Below are 21,896 nucleotides of genomic sequence, written 5' to 3'. Positions count from 1 at the left end.
GCCACATGAATTTATAGCCAAATTAATTGGCGTTGTAGCAAGGCAACAGCGTCAAGTCAGAAGGCTATGGTATGATGTGGCACGTTTTTTAACTTACTCCCACGGATGTTGTTGTCCTGATCATGAAATATGTAACTACTTCTCGTATTATCAAGAGCCTGGCGCTCGGCACTGTTATTGTTATGAGCGCAGCATCTGCTGCAAACGCTGATGACGTCAACTTAAAAACCATGATCCCCGGCGTACCACAGATCGACGCGGAAGCCTACGTTCTGATTGATTACAACTCCGGCAAAGTATTAGCAGAAATGAATGCCGATGCGCGCCGCAATCCTGCCAGCCTGACCAAAATGATGACCAGCTATGTCATTGGGCAAGCCATCAAAGCAGGTAAAATCGGGCCAGAAGATATGGTTACCGTAGGCAAAGATGCGTGGGCGACCGGCAATCCTGAGTTCAAGGGCTCTTCGTTGATGTTCCTGAAGCCAGGTGACCGTGTGCCTGTGTCTAAACTGACCCGCGGTATCAACCTGCAATCGGGTAACGATGCTTGCGTTGCTATGGCAGATTACGTTGCTGGCAGCCAGGACTCATTCGTAAACCTGATGAACAACTACGTTAAAGCACTGGGCCTGCAAAATACCCAGTTCAAAACCGTTCACGGCTTAGATGCTGAAGGGCAGTACAGCTCTGCGCGCGATATGGCGTTGATTGGTCAAGCGCTGATTCGTGATGTACCAGATGAGTATGCCATCTACAAAGAGAAAGAATTCACTTTCAACAATATTCGCCAGATGAACCGTAATGGTTTGCTGTGGGATACCAGCTTAAATGTAGATGGTATTAAAACCGGCCATACCGATGCTGCTGGCTATAATCTGGTGGCATCTGCTACCGATGGTCAAATGCGTTTGATTTCAGCCGTTCTGGGTGGTCACACTTATAAAGGCCGTGAAACTGAGAGCAAAAAACTGCTGACTTGGGGCTTCCGTTTCTTTGAAACCGTAGCACCATTGAAAGTCGGTAAAGAGTTTGCTTCAGAGCCAGTTTGGTTCGGTGACAATGACCGGGTGCAGTTGGGTGTGGATAAAGACGTCTACCTAACTATTCCACGTGGCCGAATGAAAGACTTGAAAGCCAGCTATGTTCTGAATACTCCAGAAATCCATGCGCCACTGGCGAAAAACCAGGTTGTCGGGATGATTAACTTCCAGTTGGATGGTAAAACCATCGATCAACGACCACTGGTTGTCATGAATGAAGTGAAAGAAGGCGGGATCTTCAGCCGCATGGTGGACTACATCAAACTGATGTTCCACCGCTGGTTTGGCTAATCACTGGCCTTGAAAAGCCGAAGTCGACCCCCATATTATAAATAATGTGAAACTCCCGCTCCGGCGGGAGTTATAATTTTATAGTCGGGTACTTTTTATCCTAACACCAGTCCGACAACAATCTGTCTGTCAAACCCCAGGAGCGCACATGAAAACTAAACTGAATGAACTGCTTGAGTTCCCTTGCCCCTTCACCTACAAGGTAATGGGCATTGCTGAACCTCAACTGGTTAACCAGGTGGTTGAAGTGGTACAGCGCCATGCTCCGGGCGATTATACCCCCGAAGTCAAACCGAGCAGTAAAGGCAACTATCACTCTGTTTCCATTACCATTACAGCGACCCATATCGATCAAGTGGAAACGCTGTATGAAGAATTAGGCAATCTTGAATTGGTCAGAATGGTGCTGTAATACCGTTCAAATACTGACCACCCACCTATGGCCCACACTGCTTACTCAGCTGTCGGGCCTTATTTTTTTACGGCCAAATTATCGCTTTCATCCGTCAAAATAGTGCCTCGACACAGCTGGGCTGGTATACTGACGCCACCATTTCTGTAACCAGATGATGCCTCGCTTGCAACAACATAAGATCATTTTACGTCAGCTAGGGCTACAACCCTATGCCCCCGTATCTCAAGCCATGCATAATTTCACTGAGTTTCGCACCGATACCAGCGCAGATGAAATCTGGTTGGTTGAACATCAACACGTATTTACTCAGGGTCAGGCAGGAAAAGCCGAACATGTTCTGATGCCCGGTGATATTCCGGTTATCCAAAGTGACCGCGGGGGCCAGGTCACTTATCATGGCCCCGGCCAACAAGTCATGTATATCATGATTGATCTCAAGCGGGCCAAATTGGGTGTACGGCAGCTTGTGACCACCATTGAGAACACCGTGATTGGGACGCTAGCCCATTTAGGAATTGAATCACAAGCTCGCCCAGATGCTCCCGGTGTTTATGTGGGTCAACAGAAAATTTGTTCATTAGGTCTACGCATTCGCAGGGGCTGTTCATTCCATGGCCTGGCATTAAATGTTGCAATGGATCTGGAACCCTTCTTGCGCATTAATCCCTGTGGCTACGCAGGCATGCAAATGACGCAAATCAGCGCGCTGAAAGCGGGTACTACTATGGCCGATGTTCAACCAATATTAGTGCGCGAATTTACCCGTCAGCTAGGTTATCCCGATGCCGAGCAGCAGCCGTGGTCATTGGCTGATTATTTACCACCAGACGCTCAATAGCCCGGCAATAAGCAATGTGAAGTATGAATAACTCTCCCACAGCAACTCAATACGGCGCTATTTACAAACGCCTACAAAATTGGGGGCTGAATGGGACAGGCTAAAGATGATATAATTTTTAAACAATTTTCAAAATTTTTTTAACGACGCCACATCCCGTTGAATTTAATTAAAAATCTCAAATTGAGAGATTCAGAACTGGAACCTGCACGATTATGAGTAAACCGATTCAGATGGAACGCGGCGTCAAATACCGCGACGCAGATAAAATGGCGCTAATCCCGATTAAAACCGTGGTTACCGAACGCCAAGAGCTGCTACGTAAACCCGAGTGGATGAAAATCAAGCTTCCTGCTGACTCTAGCCGCATTCAGGGTATTAAAGCAGCAATGCGTAAAAATGGTCTGCACTCGGTTTGCGAAGAGGCCTCCTGCCCCAACCTGTCGGAGTGCTTTAACCACGGTACCGCGACCTTTATGATCCTCGGCGCGATTTGCACCCGCCGTTGCCCATTCTGCGACGTTGCCCACGGCCGCCCAGTGACACCGGATGCCAATGAGCCAGAGAAATTAGCTCAAACAATCAAAGATATGGGTTTGCGCTATGTGGTTATCACATCGGTTGACCGCGATGATTTACGTGATGGCGGTGCCCAACATTTTGCAGATTGCATCTCAGCGATTCGTGCCAAGAATCCAACGATTAAAATTGAAACATTAGTGCCGGATTTCCGTGGCCGTATGGATCGCGCGTTAGATATTTTGACTGTCACACCACCAGATGTCTTTAACCACAATCTGGAAAACGTTCCACGGGTATATCGTCAGGTTCGCCCAGGGGCTAACTATGAGTGGTCACTTAAATTATTAGAACGTTTTAAAGAAGCTCATCCAGATATTCCTACCAAATCTGGTTTGATGGTCGGTTTGGGTGAAACTAATGCTGAAATCGTGGAAGTTATGCGTGATTTGCGCCGTCATGGAGTCACTATGCTGACGCTGGGCCAATATTTGCAACCTAGCCGTCACCATTTACCTGTACAGCGATATGTTAGCCCAGCGGAATTTGATGAAATGAAAGCGGAAGCAATGGCGATGGGCTTTACCCATGCAGCTTGCGGCCCATTTGTTCGCTCCTCTTACCATGCTGACCTGCAAGCAAAAGGATTGGAAGTAAAATAAGCCAAATTAGTCTGAATAGTTGTTCAGACTAATTTGATTGAAATATTTTATTACATCTTAAATAGCAGATAATCAAAAACGGATTTCCACTGGAGATCCGTTTTTTAGTTTCGCAGTCGGTTTCTATTACCTGCCGGTATAATCAGTCTTTATGCTCGATAGGCGGTTTGGCTTCTGTGGCGACTTTAGACTCAGCAGCCGTGTTGGCTGGAGGAGCATCGTCATTACCCATCGCCTTTTTAAAGCCTTTCAGAGCCGCGCCTAAATCCGCACCTAACGTGCGCAATTTGCTGGTACCAAACAACAACACAATCAATATGCCGACTACCAGCAATTTGGTAATACTGATACCTTCCATACACACCTTCTTGATTAGTACTGTTCATTAAATCATGCGCTATTTACGAATAAATTGCCGATTAAAACAAGAGTAATATGTAACAGATTTCGTTAGTGAACTATGATTTATTCAAGAGTCTATTCTCATTTATTTTGACTCATTCCGGATGAGACATTGCCGTTAACATCCCCCCAAAGCAGAAAGAACGAGGGAGCCGCCAATTGCCTTATTCAAGTAGAATCAATACTCGCAGATCCGGGTTAAGTTTCGCTAAAAGGACTTATTTACCCCGCGCATTTGGTTTAGGTATTGGCATGTTTTGCGTAGGCTCCGTGCTCTACACGCAGAATGCTCCATTATGGCTATGGCTCATGCTGGTGCTTAATGGATTGGTATGGCCACATATTGCCTACCTACTGGCCTCACGCTCTGAACAACCGTTTGAGCAAGAAATCATAAACATGAAAATAGACTCGGCGCTGGGAGGTGTCTGGGTTGCAATAATGTCATTCAATGCTCTGCCATCAGTCGTTATTCTCTCCATGATGAGCATGAACAATATTGCTTCTGGTGGGAAAAATGTTTTTTGTAAAGGGCTGGCTTTACAGATAGCCTGTAGTTTACTGACTGCATGGATATTTAATTTGCCCTTTAAACCTGAGACCTCGCCACTTCAGGTATATGCCTGCCTACCGATGATAATTATTTACCCTTCCCTGCTTGGATTAGTCACCTATCGAACCGCAAAACGCCTCGCTGAAAATAAAGAAGAGTTATTGCGTATTAGTGTCAGGGATGGATTAACTGGGCTGTATAACCGCAGGCATTGGGAACATCAGCTACATAATCAATTTGATAGTTGCCGACGCTACCAACATGGTGCCACGCTAATTTTACTGGATATTGATAATTTTAAATCTATTAATGATACCTTTGGTCACGCCGTTGGTGATGAGGCTATTACTGTTCTTGCCGAAGAATTACTGCTGGGGTTGCGAGCCATTGATATTGTTGGCCGCTATGGTGGAGATGAGTTTGGTGCTATTTTACCCAATACAACTGCCGAACAAACGCGGGAAGTATTAATGCGAATTCAGGAAAGGTTAGCCGATTTAGTTTTTACCCAAGCACCGCCCCTGCAACTCAGAGTCAGTGCTGGTATCGCGGATTACCGTCATGACATGATTAACTATCAGCAATGGTTAAAAGCCGCCGATTCTGCACTATATTTGGCAAAAGATAATGGCCGTAACCGCATTGAGCTGGCAAGCTGAATAACGGTAAAATTCCAATATAGTGGTATCCCTAAAGAAAGGTGTTTATGTTTAATACATTGCTTGCAGTATTTATTGGTGGTGGTGTGGGCAGTGTCGCCCGTTGGCTGGTCAGTCTGAAGCTAAACAATTTTTCCCCAAATATCCCAGTAGGAACACTTATTGTAAACCTGGTCGGTGCTTTTATTATCGGCCTGACATTAGCACTATTCACCCGAATTGCACACATTGATCCTGTTTGGAAATTACTCATTACTACTGGCTTTTGTGGTGGGCTGACGACATTTTCAACCTTCTCCGTTGAAGTTGTCTATTTACTTCAGGATGGGAAATTAGCTTGGGCTGCGGGCACAGTTGCACTTAATCTGGCCGGTTCACTTGCCATGACAATGCTGGCTTTTATATTGGTTAATTACTTTGCTGCTCAATAATCGTGGATCAAAGAGCACCACTGTTTACTGCATCTTAATGTTTTCTTAATCTACGAACCGGATAATTATTTAGCAGAGAACAGTTAGCCAATGGGGTGACTGATGTGCTGGATAGATCCTATGTGTAGTTTACCCAAAACAGGAACTGAATGGCTGGCAGTTATTTTTTGCTTGGTTATCACGGTTGCCTTTTTAAGGGCATATCTCTTTTAGCCCACTATCCCGTCAATGCTTGTCGGTGCTATAAATAAAAAACCCGCCTGATAACAATGAGGCGGGTTTTAAGAGATATGGGCTACTTAGATAGCGATAACATTAGCAGCTGATGGCCCTTTGGCACCGCTCGTGATTTCAAATTCTACACGCTGGCCTTCAGCAAGAGTTTTGAAACCGTTGCTAGCGATGGCTGAGAAATGAACGAAAACGTCCTTGCTGCCATCTTCTGGGGTAATAAAACCAAAGCCTTTAGCTTCATTGAACCACTTAACGCTACCTTTAATCTTAGACATCAAACTTACCTTTACGTGAATGTTGGACACAAAATGTGTGTCAAATACAGTACAGCAATAGAACTGTTTTTTGTCCACGGCAGAGATCACAAAAAACAGAGAAAAAGTGAAAACATCAGATTTTATGCTCAATTTTTAGCACAGAAATCCATGTTTCGCTCTTTTACAGCTCACCCGCACTGGCCCTAAAAAAGTCCCAGACTGTATCTGAAAGCGTTTCACCTGTATTATACTTGCCCATTGGATACGCTAATATGAGATGCATGATGAACGGTAGAATAACAACTTTTTTTGAAGATAAAGGTTTTGGTTTTATCACCGATGAGAACGGAGATAACCGTTATTTTCACGTTATTAAAGTTGCTAATCCCGAGATGATTAAAAAAGGTGCGGAAGTGACTTTCGAGCCAACAACCAATACCAAAGGGTTGTCAGCATTTGCGGTGAAAGTGGCCATTGAGAGCAAATACATCTTTATTGCCAATGAAAGAATCAAACTCACCAGTATCAAATCCTTCCATACTTTTACTAAAGAAGTGCCTGCACAGGCTGAAGTTGATAAAGCCAATACCATCCTTTCAGTCAATTTACTGATGAGTAAAATCCGGCCGCAGGAAGAAGATATTTCAGAGAAAACTGTGCCATTGAAAATGTTATCGATAACAACATTCCAAAATGTTACTTACACATTCTCAGAGCATGAAGTTGATATTGACAGTACAATTGCCAAATTGAAGAGTATTTAATCCCGATTTACTTTTACTAAAACGCCGCGATATCCCCATAAACAGCCCCAAATAGCTTTGTGGCTGTCCGGGCATTCCAGGGTTTGAAGCTGGCATCCCTGCCCGCGAGCACTAGACAATCCCTTTGGTATTCACTGATGTTGACGGAAAAAGTAACTAAAAATCCAGTCCGTTATTTATATTAACTATTTGAACATAAACATTTTAATCAATTCAACGTCAGTACGGGCTCCCAGTTTTTTCATAGCAGACCGTTTTTGCCCACTGACTGTTTTCTCACTCTTTTTCAAAATCTTGGCAATATCACCACCGGAAAAACCTTCATTAAATAATTTCAACACGATATTTTCATTGGGTGTCAAATACTGCCGCTCCGACGACGGCAAACTCAGAACTCTCGTAGATTTACGCTCAGATAAGTTATCTTTAAGCCCGCGAAGCTTACGTTTGAAAACAGTCGTAATTTTATTAGTGACAGTATCAACGCCGTCTTCTCTGAAGATCATCGTCACATTGCTGAATCTTGGGATACCCTGTAAAAAGCTATTCAAACGAGCATCACAAATCAAAAAAACATCCGCTTCTGAAGGGGCTTTATCCAAACGCTTTAGAGCATCAAAAAAACTGAACTCATCAACCCCAATAAAAATGATATCTGCTGAATAAAATGCTTTTCGATAGAATTTGATCTCTTTTTTAAATCCTAGAGATGTAAATATCTTTTTTACGATAGCTACCATACCTAGTGTTTGATATTTATCGTTGTCAACGATCATACAACTTATCATATTGGCCACACCCGCTAGTGCTTCAGCACTCTATGAATTGTTAACTCACATCTGTTTGTGATGAAATAAAAATTATTAAATATTATGAAGATAGACCAGAAACACCTTACTTTTGAGTAAACCATAGAGGCGTCATGAGATATATAGGAAGGCAACACCGGAGGGTGTAGGAAACGTCTTTTTTTCAAAAGAATATTTCTCGTTCTTTTATTTATAGTTAAATCTGTCAGGCGTGACAGCATTTAGATTGTATGTAAAAATAGTGAAAAATTAGTGGCCTAACCAGGAAGGTTCTAATGCTATACCTACGCCATTTACAGCTGGATATCTCATTTAACCTTATTTCAAGCCGAACGATTATATGAGAAACGTCGGTTTACATGCGCTAAAAACATTAAGCTGCTTTTCTGCCGTTACCTTTTATTCTGCCAGTAAAACCTGTACCGAACAGTGCTTTTTAGGTGGAGAAGTAATGGGGGTTTTGTACTTTTTGTCGATCATCGCCACCCCACTGTTTTTTATGATTATCGGTTATATCGATTCGAGCGATGAGATAGATCAAGCAGATATACTCAGAAAATTAAAATCTATCATAACCATTATCATTTTCTGGAACGTACTTTTCTACTTTATCAATGAGGATGGCTTCAAGCGGGGCTATTTCCTACAAAGCTGGCTTTTATTCAGTATTGCTATTATTTATCTGATCAATCCGATAATCTCGAAAGTACTACAAAGTAACAGAACGGCTATCATCACTCTCTCGTGTCTGGTTATATTCTCTATTTCTATCGATTTAATTAGCGCGTTCAGTGAGCGGCCATATTTAATTGATTTTCCACAATATTTTAGACTATGGACGTGGGTATTTTATTATATGACTGGCAGGTTCCTCTGCTCAAAAATTTGCCAAAAAATAACCAAATTGCCAAGGATACGTCTTGTCGCAAAAGTACTTCTTATCCCGACGGCAATTTCAATGTATTACTATGAAAGCTTTATGTCGATACATGTATATAAAACAGTGAATGCAGGCTATTTCCTCGATAATTTGCATGTTTTAATTCTGAGCTTATGCTTATTTGTAATATTTGATAACTTTGACACTAAACATGAATGGATAAAGAAAACATTGGCCTATATCAGCCCATCCATGATCGGGGTGTATATCTTGCATGATGGGATTTTCTATTTTATTGCCAGCGCATATAACTTATCTGATGTCACATTGAGGTTCACATTACTGTTGTCAGTATTTGCGGCCTCAGTCCTGTTATCGCGAATTCTATTACTGAATAAATATACATCACGTTTTATCTCGTTTTGATAGATATAATCCGCCTCCATACGAAGTGGTGGCGGGTCAGATATGCAGCAACAACAAAACTCGCGCAAGATAAAATATACTAGCAGAATCACCTATATCAGAGACAACAGGCGATGGGTGGTAGCAGGCGCTTCTGTCCAACACTTTTCATTATTGAATCTGAATCAAGGTCAGGGTATTGCCGAATACTGCGCCAGTATCAATATAGAGCTGGTTTTTAAATAGTGATGGTTTTACCAGCGGCGTGTGACCAAAAATAAATTTATCAGCCCCGGAGATCTCATCACTTTCTCCCTTCATCGCCGCGTTAAGGCGCTTACGATTCCATAAGACTAAATGCTCATCAACAAATTTGCCGTAAACATACTCATCTGAAGGATAATCAGCATGAGCGATAACATATGTCCCGTTGTCAGTCGTAACCTCAATTATCAATGGCAGCTGTTCGGCCTGTTTAATCAACTGTTCAACCTGATATCTATTATTTCCTGCCAATAAGAAGAACCAGCGCCCGCCATTGGCTATCCAGGTATCAGCCTCATCACCGGCCAGTACATCAATGGCCATTTGCTCATGATTGCCACGAACAGCACGAAACCAATATGCATTAAGCAGTTCATAACATTCTGTATTCTGAGGGCCGCGATCAGCCAGATCGCCCACAGAAACAAGTAAATCAGACGAGCGATCAAAGGCAACTCGACCCAAACTATCCATCAACTTTTTATAGCAGCCATGAATATCACCAACAACAAAGATACGCCGGTATTCACTGCCATTTATTTTTTGGTACATAGCAGGCCTCACAGTCAGTGTATTGCCTACTTTAATTTTAGCTTAATTGCTCAATTTATGAGCATCAATGCGGGGTTTAGTTAAAAATAGAGGGGGAATGTGGTGAGTTTCAACACACCGCAATTTTTTGTTGATAGATGCGCGTCACTCTCGTACTGCTGGAAATATTTATGAATGCTATTTCAAAAATAGAATAAGCCGCCCTCAAGCGGCTTATTCTACGTTGAAAGGACAACAAACCGCCTTAGGATCACTGAGGCCGATATATGTCTCTGTAATGGGCTAATCTTTCCCGGAAAAAATCGAGTTCATCTGATGAAAGTTTTGCTTCAATTTCATCAACTTTAATTTTCTTTTTTTGGTTTTCCATAAAAGCAACCGTGGATGCCACAAAATCCAAGCTGGTATGGCAATATGCCGAAACAAGTTTCTCAAGTGCTGACATGTTACCCCCCTTTATTTGACCTAGCACACCGCACAATTTAACACAAATAATTATATTAAAACCGAGACACAGATCAACCAAAAAGGAAATAGCCCACCGCAGGCCCCCGACACCAGCAGTGTTATTGATTTTACTGACATTAAACTGAAGCCAGGTATTTTGTCGTGGGTCGATGTTTTTTAGCGGATTTTCCGTTATGGTTCAGATAACCTTTTAACCTTTCTAAAGCCCATAATTGATAACGAGAACAGAATTGAAATGAGAAAAACAACGATAATTATGATAGCAATTGCCCTCGCGGTATTTGCTTACACGCATTTTACCGGAGCCTAACGCTATCAAACCTATGCTAAAAGTTATCGCACAAGACTTTATCAAACCAGAAAACATCAGTGATGTTATGCCGCTCTATAAAGAATTAGTGGAAAAAACAAAGCTTGAACCCCTTTGTATTTCCTATGATTTGTACATTGATAATAAAGACCCTGGTAGCTTCGTTTTTATTGAAGAGTGGCCAGACCAAGCGGCATTAGATACACATTGCGCGACAGAGCATTTCAGACGGTTGGTACCGCAGATCAACCAATATCAGCGAAAAGAGTGCACATTCATCTTTATGCACTCTTTTGAATAGCGTTTCAAAGCAACCGGTTACAATACCTGTTGCTCTTCTTCATGATATTGATTCTGCCACATAGCTGAGTACCGGCCATTTTGCAGCAATAATTCCTCATGCCGCCCGCGTTCAACTATTGCGCCCGCTTCCATCACAATAATTTCATCAGCATCAATGATGGTGGATAAACGGTGAGCAATAACCAACGTCGTGTGATCACGGCTAACTTCTCGTAAATGGGCCTGAATCTCGCGCTCAGTATGGGTATCTAATGCACTGGTTGCTTCATCAAAAACCAAAATAGCCGGATTTTTAAGAATCGTGCGCGCAATCGCTACCCGCTGTTTCTCACCACCGGATAACTTAAGCCCGCGCTCCCCTACTCGCGTCTCATAACCATCAGGCAAGCTAATAATAAAATCATGGATATGCGCAAGTTTCGCTGCACGTTCTATCTCTGCAAAACTTGAAGAGGTTCTGCCATATGCAATGTTATAACGCAGCGTGTCATTAAATAGCACTGTATCTTGAGGCACGATACCAATAGCCTCACGTAAACTCGCTTGAGTCACATTGCGGACATCTTGATCATCAATATAAATCGCACCATCAGTCACATCATAAAAACGAAACAGCAAGCGAGATAGTGTCGATTTACCGGCTCCCGATGCACCAACGACTGCCACCGTTTTACCCGCCGGAATAGTAAAACTCACTTTATTCAGAATAGGCCGGCGTGGGTCATAACCGAAACTCACAGAGTCAAAACGCACTTCTCCTTTTGTCAGTTGCAAAGTTGGTGCATTAGGACGATCTGTAATTTCTCTTTTTACCATCAATAAATCGAGCATATTCTCCATATCAATCAGCGCCTGTCTGATCTCGGAGTAAATAAACCCAAAGAAGTTGAGTGGCTGATACAACTGAAGAAGATAAGCGTTGACTAACACAAAGTCACCGATGGTCATACGACCTTGCGTAATACCTTGCGCCGCCATAGACATCATCACAACCAGCCCTACCGATATAATGGCTGTTTGCCCCAGACTTAATGCAGTAAAACTAAATTGATTTTTTATCGCTGCATATTCATACAGCTGTCTGGAGTGATTAAAACGTTCGGCCTCAAACTGTTCATTACCAAAATATTTTACAGTTTCATAATTTATCAGGCTGTCGATAGACTTGGTGTTGGCATCGGCATTCGCTTGATTCAGCTCGCGCCGAAAGCGAGTTCGCCAACTGACAGCCATCACGGTAAATAGAATGTAACAGGCAACGGTCACCAGAATGGCGACAGCAAACCAGCCATCGAGCAAATGCCACATAATAAGAGAGACCAATGTTATCTCAAATAAAATGGGGAATATGGAGAACAAGATGCGCGAAAGTACTGTCGCAACCGCTTGTGTACCGCGCTCAATAGATAAATATAACCCGCCCGTTTGCCTGTCCAGATGAAAACGTAAGCTGAGATCATGTAATTGTTTAAATACCCGTAAACCAAGCAACCGCGTCGCATTCTGACTGACATGCACAAACATGACGTTACGCAATTCTTCAAATAGAGAAGCACTGATTCTCGCGACCCCATAAGCAATTATCAAGGTGATGGGAATAGCCATCATCTTGGCATTTTCACTGCTCAATGTGTCGATCATTGCCCTATATGCAAGAGGGACCAGAGTGGTGCTGACCTTCGAAACCACCATAAATATGACGGCGGCAATCAGGTAGTAACGCAGTTTAGGATTATTTTTAGGCCACAGGTAAGGCAGCAGGAATTTCAGTATACGGGAGCGATCCATATTTATTTATTTGTCATTTCAGGTGGGTTAGCTGTCATTATTTTTTATATTCTGCCACGTATCAGAGTCATGGCCTAACAAACAAGTCAATATCAACAATCATTGAGCTAGCCCAGTTTGTTCCGCCATATATCGATAGATGCGATATGTCCGTTAATTAAATTGTGCTGCACAGTTAGTTTTCTTTCATTTTTTTTGACCAACATGAACAATTCTCTTCGATATCCAAATTATGTGATCGGAGTAACATTATTTCTATCGAAAGCAACCGGCTTTCACATCAATAAACAGAAGAGAATTTATTATGAAAATGACCATCGCAGCTCTGACCTTAATTGCAGCAATTCTGGCTCCAACTGTTTCAATGGCAAATATTGGTGACCATGACAGCTATCAAGGCACCTACTCCATTAGCCAAGGCCAAAGCACTAATAACGCGGGCCAAACAGCGAAAAACTAAAAAACCAACAGCCCCACTGAATATTGAGTGGGGCTTTTAATCATCATCAATACTATTCATTATCACCAAAATCAGATACCCAATTCTTCAGCACTCGCTGTTTTATCGCCTCGGGATAGGCATAATCGAATGAGCTGATAGAACCGTGATTTTCAGGTAACAACGCATCAATCACTACGCGTTTTCCTTTACGGTTGTGGCGCTCTGCCTGCGAATAACAACTCAATAGTGGCAAAATTGCGCTTTCATAGTAATAACGCCTTTTCTCAGGATGTACACGAGTCGATAATGCCCAAAGCAGCGAATTAGTCTCTGTTGGATCTATATCGTCATCCAGCACCACGATTTTGGGTAATTTGATACTATTACGCGTCTGATGAATAATATCCCCAATTTTTTTAGTCAGTTGTTCACTACTCAAATCTGGATGGAGTTGACGCCAATTGTGCTTAATAGATACGATCATTAAATGACAGGCAGAATATAGCGGCCCCCAAACAAAGGACACCGGTATATTCGCTTCCAGCAACACGTTCTGAATAGCCGCTGCATCGCCTATCCCCGAACATGTGTGATATTCATCAACCGGCTTACCCTCAGCAACCACAGGCCAAATGGGATTGTCTTGCCAACTAATTGCTTCAATTGACAAGATCGGTTGTAGTGAGTTTTCATTTGGCGTGTATCCAGCAAATTCACCAAATGGCCCTTCTATACCTTCGCGAGTAATAGCAAAATAGCCTTCAATAACGACTTCGGAACTGGCAGGTACCCTCAAATGATGCGTCTCACATTTAACAACCTCGATTCCCTTACCATATAGCGCACCAATATAGTCGGCTTCGTTAACATCACGGTCAAGCAGAGGCAATCCGGCAACATAGGGGACGATGGGCTCACCTCCCTGAACCAACGCATAAGGCATCGGCTTACCTATTTTTACCCACTCCTCCCATATATCAGCAATATGCTGGCTAGGGAAAACCAATGCAATCATCTGTCGATCATTATGATATTGCACACGTTGTATTGACCAGTTACACCATTTACCGTCAGGTGATTCAACAATAAACACGCCCCAGGTATTAACATAACGGTTGCCGTCATATTGATGTACCTGCGGTATAGGAAAGCGAGCCAATGTTGCTTTATCCCCATGCAGAATATTTTGCTTACAGGCTGCTGAGTTGCGCTCTATTTCTCTCGGTAAATAAGGCGTTTTTTTCAAGCCATCGACCAGATACTGAACAATATCCTGCGCCGTTGCTGTTAAGGGTAATCCTAAAGACATCGCTACCCGGGAAAGTGGGTATTCAGCATGGGATGATAAGGCTGCCAGTCCGCCAACAATTGAACAACCAGGATAATCTTTTATATTGGTCATCAAAGGCACTGGGGCTTCAATTTCCGCACAGCGGCGAATAATTGCCGCAGCTTCTAAATAACTATCGACGGGACGGTTAATTACCCTCAAATCGCCCTGTTCTTGCAGCAAGCTTATTTGTTCGCGTACACTTTTTAAAAACATGATTGACTCCCACGTCAGAGATGAAGGTATTAATCCAAAATAATGTCCGGTAGTGGTAGTCCATTGGTGATAATTGCTTGTGACAGGCGAGCAATATCTTCATCTAAAGGGCGATCTTTATCGAGGGAAGGAGAGAACCGACGAACGGCGTGATAAAATGCCGCTACTTCAGGTGCAATAATCTGCAAATTATCTCTAAGCGCCAACGCTTGAGCTGCGGTAATCAATGTCATTGAGACGACATCGCGTAGTTTTATTTCCATTTCAGCAACATCTTGTGCCGCATGCGTTCCCAGGCTAACAATATCTTGATTGTATTGCTCAGTTGGCATTGTATGTATTCCGGAAGGGGAACATTCTCGACGGATAGCGGCAACCAAAGCAGTTTGTGAGAGCTGTATTCCTTTCATTCCTTGATATATCCCCGGTACCGGGCTAAGCGAATTAGCCAACCCATGGGAAAAACGCTCATCCATCATTAGGGCAACTATCGAATGCAGATGATTTGCGAGCAAGGCGATATCTAGCTTTAATGCATCCATTGTCCTTGCAATATAGTGGCCCATAAAATTACCACCATTTAAGACGTCACCTGTATTGGGATCGATTAAAGGATTATCATTGGCAGAATAAGCCTCACGTTCAATAATCGTTTTGGTGTAAGCCAATGACTCAGGAATAATTCCTAATATTTGTGGCGCACAGCGTATAGAATAAACTTCCTGAACCGTCGAATCTAATCTTGTTGCAGTACCCTTATTAGAACAGAGATTAGGTTGTTGCTTTAATTTATGAAGCAGACTTTCCTGACGAGTTCCTTTCAACAGTTTACGCAATGTCGCTGCAATAGCTTTTTGCCCAGGATGATTTTTTATTTCTTGAATACGGGGATCAAAATGTTCATCGGAGGCCTGTAAGGCTTCAATTGCCATAGTTATTCCAGCAATCCCAGCTTTAAGTGTTTGCTCCAACCTAACAACTGCAATAGCACTAATCCCAGTCATAATTCGAGTGCCATTGATTAATGCCAGCCCCTCTTTTGCTTGAAGGCTAATGGGATGTAATCCAGCTTTTTCTATAGCTTCTGCGGCTGTCAGTTCGCTATTATCATACCAAACTTTTCCTTTCCCACACAGTGCCTTAGCAATATAGGTTAAAGGAATGAGGTCACCACTCGCCCCGACCGAACCATATCGGGGAACCAAAGGAATTAACCCTTTGTTAAGATGCTCTGCCAGCATTTCTACTGTTTCTGGACAAATTGAAGACCAACCCCGACATACCGCGATTAATACCAGAAATTGCGCCGCTCTTACATGTTCAGGTGGAAGAGACGGGCCAGTGCCAGCAGAGAGGAATCGCAACAAGTTATTTTGATGTTCTGCAATGGTCTCCGCTGGGACAACCATATTCGCATTACCACCAAAACCGGTGTTTACCCCATAAATAATTTCATTTTTATCCAGTTTTTTTTCTAATAAACTGCGACCATATTGAAGCCACTTTAATAGTTCTTTATCCAGAACAACCTCTTTTTTATTTACAGCAACATCATATATTTCATTGATAGAGACCGGCTTGTCTTTTTTTATCCACACGACACTGACATCATTTAAAAATGACATATCATCCTCTGCTGATTTATAGAAATCACTTTTAATATAGGTAAAGAGTAATAGATGTCAATAATTGCAATATTATTCATATTTAATTAAAACAAATATCCATTGGTTATTATTTAATAATAAATAGATTTAAAAGGTTAGTTTATAATAAAAAACATATAACAAAATGTCAGAAAAAAGGAATGTTTACTAAGCATCCCTATGATATATCTATATTATTAATAATTTGAATATATATATCTTTTGTTTTTTATTTGTAAAATTATTATCCGATAAAAAGTCACCTGTAATATTTTATTGACAGCTGTACATTTCAGAACAGCATGAAGCTGTAAAAAACAATATAAAACATAGTGTTGGATAATTATCATCCCATTTATGTGAATATTTAATACCTAACAGCGGCTTTCGAGTTGTATCATCTATATAAATTCAAAAGCCGCTGTTAACTGCATAATTACTCGTCGAAGTACCAATAACCCTGATTAATCAAATCCGTTAATTCAGCGACAAACGCTGGATTATGTAATGCCTCGCCCAGCTCCTTTTTACCAATCATCGTGTAACGGCACAGTGCGTCAGCGGCTTTAGGATCCACCGTTTCTAGTCGTTCACTGTTGATAAAGAAGCTGTTTCCTACTTGTAAAACCCGTAGCCCACTCAGGCGTGCCAAGACTTCACCATCCATCAGAGCATCGACAATCTCAGTTGGCTCATAAGGTGGCTCCGCTGGAGCAATATCCAGTTCATGACGCGGTGTCGTGGCGAAGCGTCCAAACCATTGTTTAAAATCTTCCGGTTGATTAATCATATCGATCATCATCCCGCGCAGGCGGTCGAGTTCATAATCTTCAACCCGGCCTGGATGTTCCCGACAGGTTAAATCAGGATCACTGTAGTGCTCACCGCCAAGATCATTTTCTAGCGCATAATCAGCAAAACTACTGATTAAATCCCTGCCATTTGGCCCGCGAAAGCCTACTGAATAGTTGAATGCAGTTTCATGGGTAAACCCATCATGCGGGAAGCCCGGTGGGATATATAAAATATCGCCTGGAGCTAAATCTTCATCAATAATCGGTGTGAATGGCTCAACATGCAGCAGGGCTGGATGTGGGCAAAACTGTTTCAGTGGCAGTTTATCGCCCACCCGCCAACGTCGGCTACCCATACCCTGGATAATAAAGACATCGTACTGATCGATATGCGGTCCAACCCCACCGCCAGGGACAGAAAAAGAGATCATTAGATCGTCTAAGCGCCAGTCAGGTAGTACGCGAAATGGACGAACTAACTCAGCAGATGGAGCATGCCAGTGGTTAACCGCTTGGGCCAGTAATGACCAGTTGGTTTCACCCAGATTATCAAAATGCTCAAATGGCCCGTTACTTGCCTGCCATTGGCCATTAACATGACTAACTAAACGGCTATCTACCTCAGCTTCCATTGCCAGCCCAGCCAACTCATCTGGCGTAATGGGATCGACAAAGTTCGGGAAAGCATTTTTTAATACCACAGGTTGTTTTTGCCAATATTTCTCTAAGAATTCAGGCCAATTAAGATTGAGTTGATAAGTCATGCTTTCACACCAGTAAGAAGATAAACGGCAGTAATTATAAAGTGGCTAACACCTGTCCTGCCTTGTCATTAGTCAATGACCTAAGTGGGGAATTAAAGGAAGTTCTTGCCGGACATTCCGGTGGTGAAATGCCCATCAGCGCGTTATAGCCGAAAAATCGTCAATTACTGCCCCAAATCCGTTATGTGGTGGATGAGCTAGTCAGGGCGGCTGAAACGGGATTACTGGACTGATTTTATTGATTATCTATTTGTACTAAATGGTTCGGATAATCTGTATAGCCACCGTAGAACATAGCCCTTTCAGACACAGTGAGTCGGGATAGCCCTTTTGTTACAGTGGCCAGCACTGTGATGGCGCTGACCACCAGAGCAACAAAAACGGGCGATTAGATATTTTTATCAAAGAAATTATCTATCTTGCTCATTGCCTGCTCAACATAACGGGGTACCCAGTAGGTTTCGATATGCGTCGCGCCATCAATCAGGAACAGCTCTTTATTCTGCGTACCTGTCGCTTTTTTGAACGCACTTTCGGTCATATAGCGCGAATCTGCTTTCGTACCCGCTATCATTAACAGCGGCTGATTGATGAGATCCATATTGCTTTGTGCATCAAAGCTCATCAAATCAAGCAGACTACTCAGGGTATAGCGGAAGGTTGAATTTGGGTGCGCGTGGGTTTTGCCGTAATACTCAAAGCCCTGGCGATAGAGATCAAAGGGCAGTTTGGCAATTTGCTCATCGGTTAATTGAGCATCGCCGGTATAGGTAATTTCACCGGTGGCGACCTCTTTTGTACGCGCATCCGAGGCTTGCTTCAGCCGCTCCTGAATAGTGGAAAGCTGGGAATCCTGATACCCGTTGCGGCGTACTAGTCCGGAGTCAAACATACTCAGCGTCGCCAGTGCTTTAAACCGTTTGTCGGTCTGGGCCGCTTTCAGTGAATACCCACCGCCGCCACAGATACCCAGCAGGCCAATGTGTGTGGTATCAACACCTGGATACTGGCTAATGTAGTCAGCCATGCCGTGAATATCTTCAATGCGATTGGCGGGTTTATCTACATTGCGCGGCATGCCGCCACTGGCTCCCTGATAGGCAGCATCGGCGGTGATAGTGATGTACCCGTGCTCTGCCAAACGCTGAGCATACAATCCGGCAACCTGCTCTTTAACACCACCATTAGGGTGGGCAACTACCACCGCAGGATATTTTTTTGCCGGATCATAATTAGCGGGCGTGTAGACATTCGCAGCAATTTGAATGCCATGAAGATCATATTTCACCGGGTGAATATTAACCTTGCCATCGATGTTCTCGGTAATGGCACCGTCATACACCAAAGTAAACGGATTCTGTTTGTAATCAGCGGCATGAACTGAAGTAATAGCTGCCATTGCCGTAAGCAGCATTGCATTTAACAAGTTGAGTTTCATGGTCATCTTCCGAAATAAGTTATGGCCCAACGCGTAGGGCACGTATCGTGGGTATTGCTGGTTTAGCTTAAAGAGACGGGCTGACAACATCATGACTGGCGAATAACAATTTTGTCAGTTAACCAGATTCGCGAAACTGACAGAAATGACAGGAAGTTGTCAGCAAGATGTTGGCATTAGTGGGTTAACATCAGCGTGGCCGCGTATAGCAGACAAGCAACAGAGGAGACGGTGGATGCGACTGTTATTAGTGGAAGATGAAGAAAAAACCTCGTCCTATTTAAGTCGGGCGTTAGGGGAATCGGGCTTTAGCGTGGATATATCTGCTGATGGTGCAGAGGGGCTGCATTATGCGCTGGAATATGATTACGATGCCATAATCCTTGATGTCATGTTGCCCGGCATGGATGGCTATCGGGTGCTGGAGGGTATTCGCGCCAGTAAACAAACGCCGGTGTTGGTGCTTTCAGCTCGAGGCTCGGTGGATGAGCGCGTCAAAGGCCTGCGTCTTGGTGCCGATGATTATCTGCCTAAACCCTTCTCACTCATTGAGTTGGTAGCCCGCATTCAAGCGCTAGTGCGTCGCCGCTCGACGGATGGCGCAGATATCACGCAACTACAGATTCATGACCTACATCTGGATCTGCTGGCTCGCCGCGTGTTTCGAACTGGAACCCGGCTGGAACTGACCGCGAAAGAGTTTTCCTTGCTCAGTCTGCTGGCGCGTCACCAGGGGGAAATCCTGTCAAAAATGATGATCGCCGAGCAAGTCTGGGATATGAATTTCGACAGCGATGCCAACGTGGTTGAGGTTGCGATTAAACGTCTGCGCGCCAAGATTGATGCGCCATTTGAGGTCAAGTTACTGCATACCGTGCGCGGTATGGGCTATGTTCTTGAAGTCAGACCCGACACACTAAATTAAGTGAGGGAGAAACATATGTTCAGGCGTTCCATCTCCGTGCATATGGCGTTGATGTTTGCTTTATCCGCCTTACTGATTGTCTCGGCTATCGGTATTTTGCTGCGAAGTTCGCTGCACGATTCATTGCAAAAGCAGATGCATAACGAGCTGCTTTTTCGCGAATCATTGATGAGCCCGTGGATCATTGCGCGTACCTCGGCTGAGGGCTGGTCAACACTGGCGAACAAATTCACCGTTTTGGCCAGTTCAGAGGGGGAACGGGTGCGCTATTGGATTGTCAGTGACAATCCCCGTTTTAGCGTGGGAGGTCCTCCACCAGCTGGCGTTAACTGGTCATCGCTGCAAGAGGGATTTAACAAGATACCCGGCACGTCCGAGGGAGTTTGTTCGTTGTTTCTGCTAGTAAAAACCATTCCAGCCAATGGAGAAAGGCCGGCACTGCGCTATGTCGTGGCTATCGATTCCACACCTTACATGGGCACGCTGGATGCATTCACTCGCACATTACTGATCATTACCGCGTTGGGTGTACTTATTGTTGCACTGCTAGGCTATGCCGTATCCAGAATCGGTCTGCGTCCGGTAGGCGCACTTAGCCATCAGGCACAACATCTGGCACCGGGAGATCACGGCCAACGACTGGATGCCAGCACATTACCGCAAGAGCTTCAGCAGTTGGCGATATCATTTAATGGTGTGCTTGAGCGGCAGGAAATCGCCTGGCGGCAGCTTGAGAGCTTTAACGCCGATGTGGCCCATGAATTACGCACCCCCCTCACCAATCTGCTAGGTCAAACACAACTGGGCCTGTCACGTCGGCGTTCGCCGGAGGAACTTGAGGAGCTGCTGGGTTCAAATCTGGAAGAACTGGAGCGGATGACGTCCATCGTTAACGATATGCTATTCTTGTCACACGCTCACGCAGGTGATCATGCCGCCCAGTTAACACGTATCTCACTGCGCGAAGAAACACTTAAAACGGCGGAATATGTTGAACCCTCCTTCGCTGAGAAACAGCTTTCCCTGAAAGTCGAAGGTGACGTGATTGCCCATATTGACCGGCGTTTGTTTCACCGATCACTTGCCAACCTACTGGAAAACAGCGCAAGGCATTCACCACCTGAAAGTACCATTACCGTGCAGTTAAGCAAAAGTGGCAATCAGGCCAGGGTTGCAGTATCAAACCCAGGTGACCCTATTGCACCGACACATTTACATCGCCTGTTTGAGCGATTTTATCGGGTAGATTCTTCACGAACCCAAAGTGACACTCACCACGGCCTTGGGCTGTCGATTGTACGCGCAGTCGCGATTATGCATCGCGGTGATGTGTTTGCCCGTAGCGAGAACGGTATCAATACCTTTGGGCTGACGTTTGCGCTATCTACCGACGACGAACTCTGCGCGGAACAAAACCAGCTCTCGGCAAAAGAACTTGAAAATACATTTTCGGCGTCAACTGACAACATTGTCAGGCAACCGTCAGCCTGAAGA

At 43.8% G+C, this 21,896-nt stretch carries 22 protein-coding genes and 1 pseudogene; 13 read left to right on the top strand and 10 right to left on the bottom strand.

The annotated features are described in order from the left end of the window. Window positions 1-122 precede the first annotated feature (122 nt). The 4 genes from dacA (at window position 123) to lipA (ending at window position 3,768) form a co-directional block, all read left to right on the top strand. A complete protein-coding gene (dacA, locus tag FGL26_RS00420; RefSeq protein WP_005167886.1) occupies window positions 123-1,334 on the top strand; it encodes a D-alanyl-D-alanine carboxypeptidase DacA in 1,212 nt (403 codons plus the stop codon). A 148-nt stretch (window positions 1,335-1,482) separates the two neighbouring features. Next, entirely contained in the window at window positions 1,483-1,746 is a 264-nt protein-coding gene (gene ybeD, locus FGL26_RS00415; protein ID WP_005158389.1) for a DUF493 family protein YbeD, read from the top strand. Between the two features lie 154 nt (window positions 1,747-1,900). Continuing rightward, entirely contained in the window at window positions 1,901-2,587 is a 687-nt protein-coding gene (gene lipB / locus FGL26_RS00410; RefSeq protein WP_032902561.1) for a lipoyl(octanoyl) transferase LipB, read from the top strand. 215 nt (window positions 2,588-2,802) lie between these two features. After that, window positions 2,803-3,768 (top strand): lipoyl synthase, encoded by a 966-nt coding sequence (gene lipA, locus FGL26_RS00405; protein ID WP_004712243.1) that lies wholly within the window; start codon window positions 2,803-2,805, stop codon window positions 3,766-3,768. Window positions 3,769-3,910: 142 nt separating this feature from the next. On the opposite strand, the gene tatA is transcribed toward lipA, so the two are convergent. Continuing rightward, a complete protein-coding gene (tatA, locus tag FGL26_RS00400) occupies window positions 3,911-4,126 on the bottom strand; it encodes a Sec-independent protein translocase subunit TatA (protein WP_005167881.1) in 216 nt (71 codons plus the stop codon). Window positions 4,127-4,329: 203 nt separating this feature from the next. Here tatA and FGL26_RS00395 point away from each other — a divergent pair, with 203 nt between their 5' ends. Together FGL26_RS00395 and crcB are read left to right on the top strand one after the other, a co-directional pair. Next, entirely contained in the window at window positions 4,330-5,382 is a 1,053-nt protein-coding gene (locus FGL26_RS00395) for a diguanylate cyclase (RefSeq protein WP_020283421.1), read from the top strand. 47 nt (window positions 5,383-5,429) lie between these two features. Further along, window positions 5,430-5,813: a fluoride efflux transporter CrcB gene (gene crcB, locus FGL26_RS00390; protein WP_005167877.1), complete on the top strand. Its 384-nt coding sequence runs from the start codon at window positions 5,430-5,432 to the stop codon at window positions 5,811-5,813. A 299-nt stretch (window positions 5,814-6,112) separates the two neighbouring features. Here crcB and cspE read toward each other — a convergent pair whose 3' ends face one another. Next, a complete protein-coding gene (gene cspE, locus FGL26_RS00385) occupies window positions 6,113-6,322 on the bottom strand; it encodes a transcription antiterminator/RNA stability regulator CspE (protein WP_004716300.1) in 210 nt (69 codons plus the stop codon). Window positions 6,323-6,588: 266 nt separating this feature from the next. Here cspE and FGL26_RS00380 point away from each other — a divergent pair, with 266 nt between their 5' ends. Next, the gene (locus FGL26_RS00380) at window positions 6,589-7,068 is read left to right on the top strand and encodes a cold-shock protein (RefSeq protein ID WP_005158372.1); all 480 of its coding nucleotides are present in this window, start codon (window positions 6,589-6,591) and stop codon (window positions 7,066-7,068) included. Between the two features lie 185 nt (window positions 7,069-7,253). On the opposite strand, the gene FGL26_RS00375 is transcribed toward FGL26_RS00380, so the two are convergent. Beyond that, on the bottom strand, window positions 7,254-7,844 hold the full coding sequence (locus FGL26_RS00375) for a helix-turn-helix transcriptional regulator (RefSeq protein WP_005167874.1): 591 nt from the start codon (window positions 7,842-7,844) through the stop codon (window positions 7,254-7,256). A 373-nt stretch (window positions 7,845-8,217) separates the two neighbouring features. On the opposite strand from FGL26_RS00375, the gene FGL26_RS00370 reads away from it, so the two are divergent. After that, on the top strand, window positions 8,218-9,183 hold the full coding sequence (locus tag FGL26_RS00370; protein ID WP_011816843.1) for an acyltransferase: 966 nt from the start codon (window positions 8,218-8,220) through the stop codon (window positions 9,181-9,183). A 150-nt stretch (window positions 9,184-9,333) separates the two neighbouring features. Here the strand turns inward: FGL26_RS00370 and FGL26_RS00365 are convergent, their stop codons facing one another. Continuing rightward, window positions 9,334-9,978, bottom strand: a complete 645-nt coding sequence (locus FGL26_RS00365) for a metallophosphoesterase (protein WP_005167870.1) — start codon at window positions 9,976-9,978, stop codon at window positions 9,334-9,336. A 250-nt stretch (window positions 9,979-10,228) separates the two neighbouring features. Continuing rightward, window positions 10,229-10,423 (bottom strand): glycogen synthase, encoded by a 195-nt coding sequence (locus tag FGL26_RS00360; protein ID WP_005167868.1) that lies wholly within the window; start codon window positions 10,421-10,423, stop codon window positions 10,229-10,231. Window positions 10,424-10,769: 346 nt separating this feature from the next. On the opposite strand from FGL26_RS00360, the gene FGL26_RS00355 reads away from it, so the two are divergent. Next, window positions 10,770-11,057 carry a putative quinol monooxygenase gene (locus FGL26_RS00355; protein ID WP_005167867.1) on the top strand — a complete coding sequence of 96 codons (288 nt, stop codon included), beginning with the start codon at window positions 10,770-10,772 and terminating at the stop codon, window positions 11,055-11,057. Between the two features lie 17 nt (window positions 11,058-11,074). Here the strand turns inward: FGL26_RS00355 and FGL26_RS00350 are convergent, their stop codons facing one another. Continuing rightward, a complete protein-coding gene (locus FGL26_RS00350) occupies window positions 11,075-12,847 on the bottom strand; it encodes an ABCB family ABC transporter ATP-binding protein/permease (protein ID WP_005167865.1) in 1,773 nt (590 codons plus the stop codon). 304 nt (window positions 12,848-13,151) lie between these two features. Between FGL26_RS00350 and FGL26_RS21380 the strand changes: the two genes are divergently transcribed. Further along, window positions 13,152-13,307: a hypothetical protein gene (locus tag FGL26_RS21380; RefSeq protein ID WP_005167863.1), complete on the top strand. Its 156-nt coding sequence runs from the start codon at window positions 13,152-13,154 to the stop codon at window positions 13,305-13,307. Window positions 13,308-13,359: 52 nt separating this feature from the next. Here the strand turns inward: FGL26_RS21380 and FGL26_RS00345 are convergent, their stop codons facing one another. From FGL26_RS00345 to FGL26_RS00335, 3 genes are all read right to left on the bottom strand, one after another. After that, a complete protein-coding gene (locus FGL26_RS00345; protein WP_005167861.1) occupies window positions 13,360-14,835 on the bottom strand; it encodes a UbiD family decarboxylase in 1,476 nt (491 codons plus the stop codon). Window positions 14,836-14,864: 29 nt separating this feature from the next. Beyond that, window positions 14,865-16,460, bottom strand: a complete 1,596-nt coding sequence (locus tag FGL26_RS00340; protein ID WP_005167859.1) for an HAL/PAL/TAL family ammonia-lyase — start codon at window positions 16,458-16,460, stop codon at window positions 14,865-14,867. Between the two features lie 457 nt (window positions 16,461-16,917). Beyond that, on the bottom strand, window positions 16,918-18,039 hold the full coding sequence (locus FGL26_RS00335) for a ribosomal protein uL16 3-hydroxylase (protein ID WP_011816845.1): 1,122 nt from the start codon (window positions 18,037-18,039) through the stop codon (window positions 16,918-16,920). Between the two features lie 86 nt (window positions 18,040-18,125). Between FGL26_RS00335 and FGL26_RS21815 the strand changes: the two are divergent. Beyond that, a pseudogene (locus FGL26_RS21815) lies at window positions 18,126-18,272 on the top strand (LysR family transcriptional regulator); the annotation flags it as partial. 155 nt (window positions 18,273-18,427) lie between these two features. On the opposite strand, the gene FGL26_RS00325 reads toward FGL26_RS21815, so the two are convergent. Further along, window positions 18,428-19,453: an alpha/beta hydrolase gene (locus FGL26_RS00325; RefSeq protein WP_227746668.1), complete on the bottom strand. Its 1,026-nt coding sequence runs from the start codon at window positions 19,451-19,453 to the stop codon at window positions 18,428-18,430. Window positions 19,454-19,712: 259 nt separating this feature from the next. Between FGL26_RS00325 and FGL26_RS00320 the strand changes: the two genes are divergently transcribed. Both FGL26_RS00320 and FGL26_RS00315 read left to right on the top strand, forming a co-directional pair. After that, complete coding sequence (locus tag FGL26_RS00320; protein ID WP_005167853.1) at window positions 19,713-20,402, top strand: heavy metal response regulator transcription factor; 690 nt, start codon at window positions 19,713-19,715, stop codon at window positions 20,400-20,402. A gap of 15 nt (window positions 20,403-20,417) precedes the next feature. Beyond that, on the top strand, window positions 20,418-21,893 hold the full coding sequence (locus FGL26_RS00315; RefSeq protein ID WP_005167851.1) for a heavy metal sensor histidine kinase: 1,476 nt from the start codon (window positions 20,418-20,420) through the stop codon (window positions 21,891-21,893). The last annotated feature ends 3 nt before the right edge of the window (window positions 21,894-21,896 follow it).

This window comes from Yersinia enterocolitica subsp. enterocolitica, assembly GCF_901472495.1.
Lineage (GTDB): Bacteria > Pseudomonadota > Gammaproteobacteria > Enterobacterales > Enterobacteriaceae > Yersinia > Yersinia enterocolitica.
Note: the sequence above shows the minus strand (reverse complement) of the source record. Positions and strands in the feature narration are given on the sequence as shown.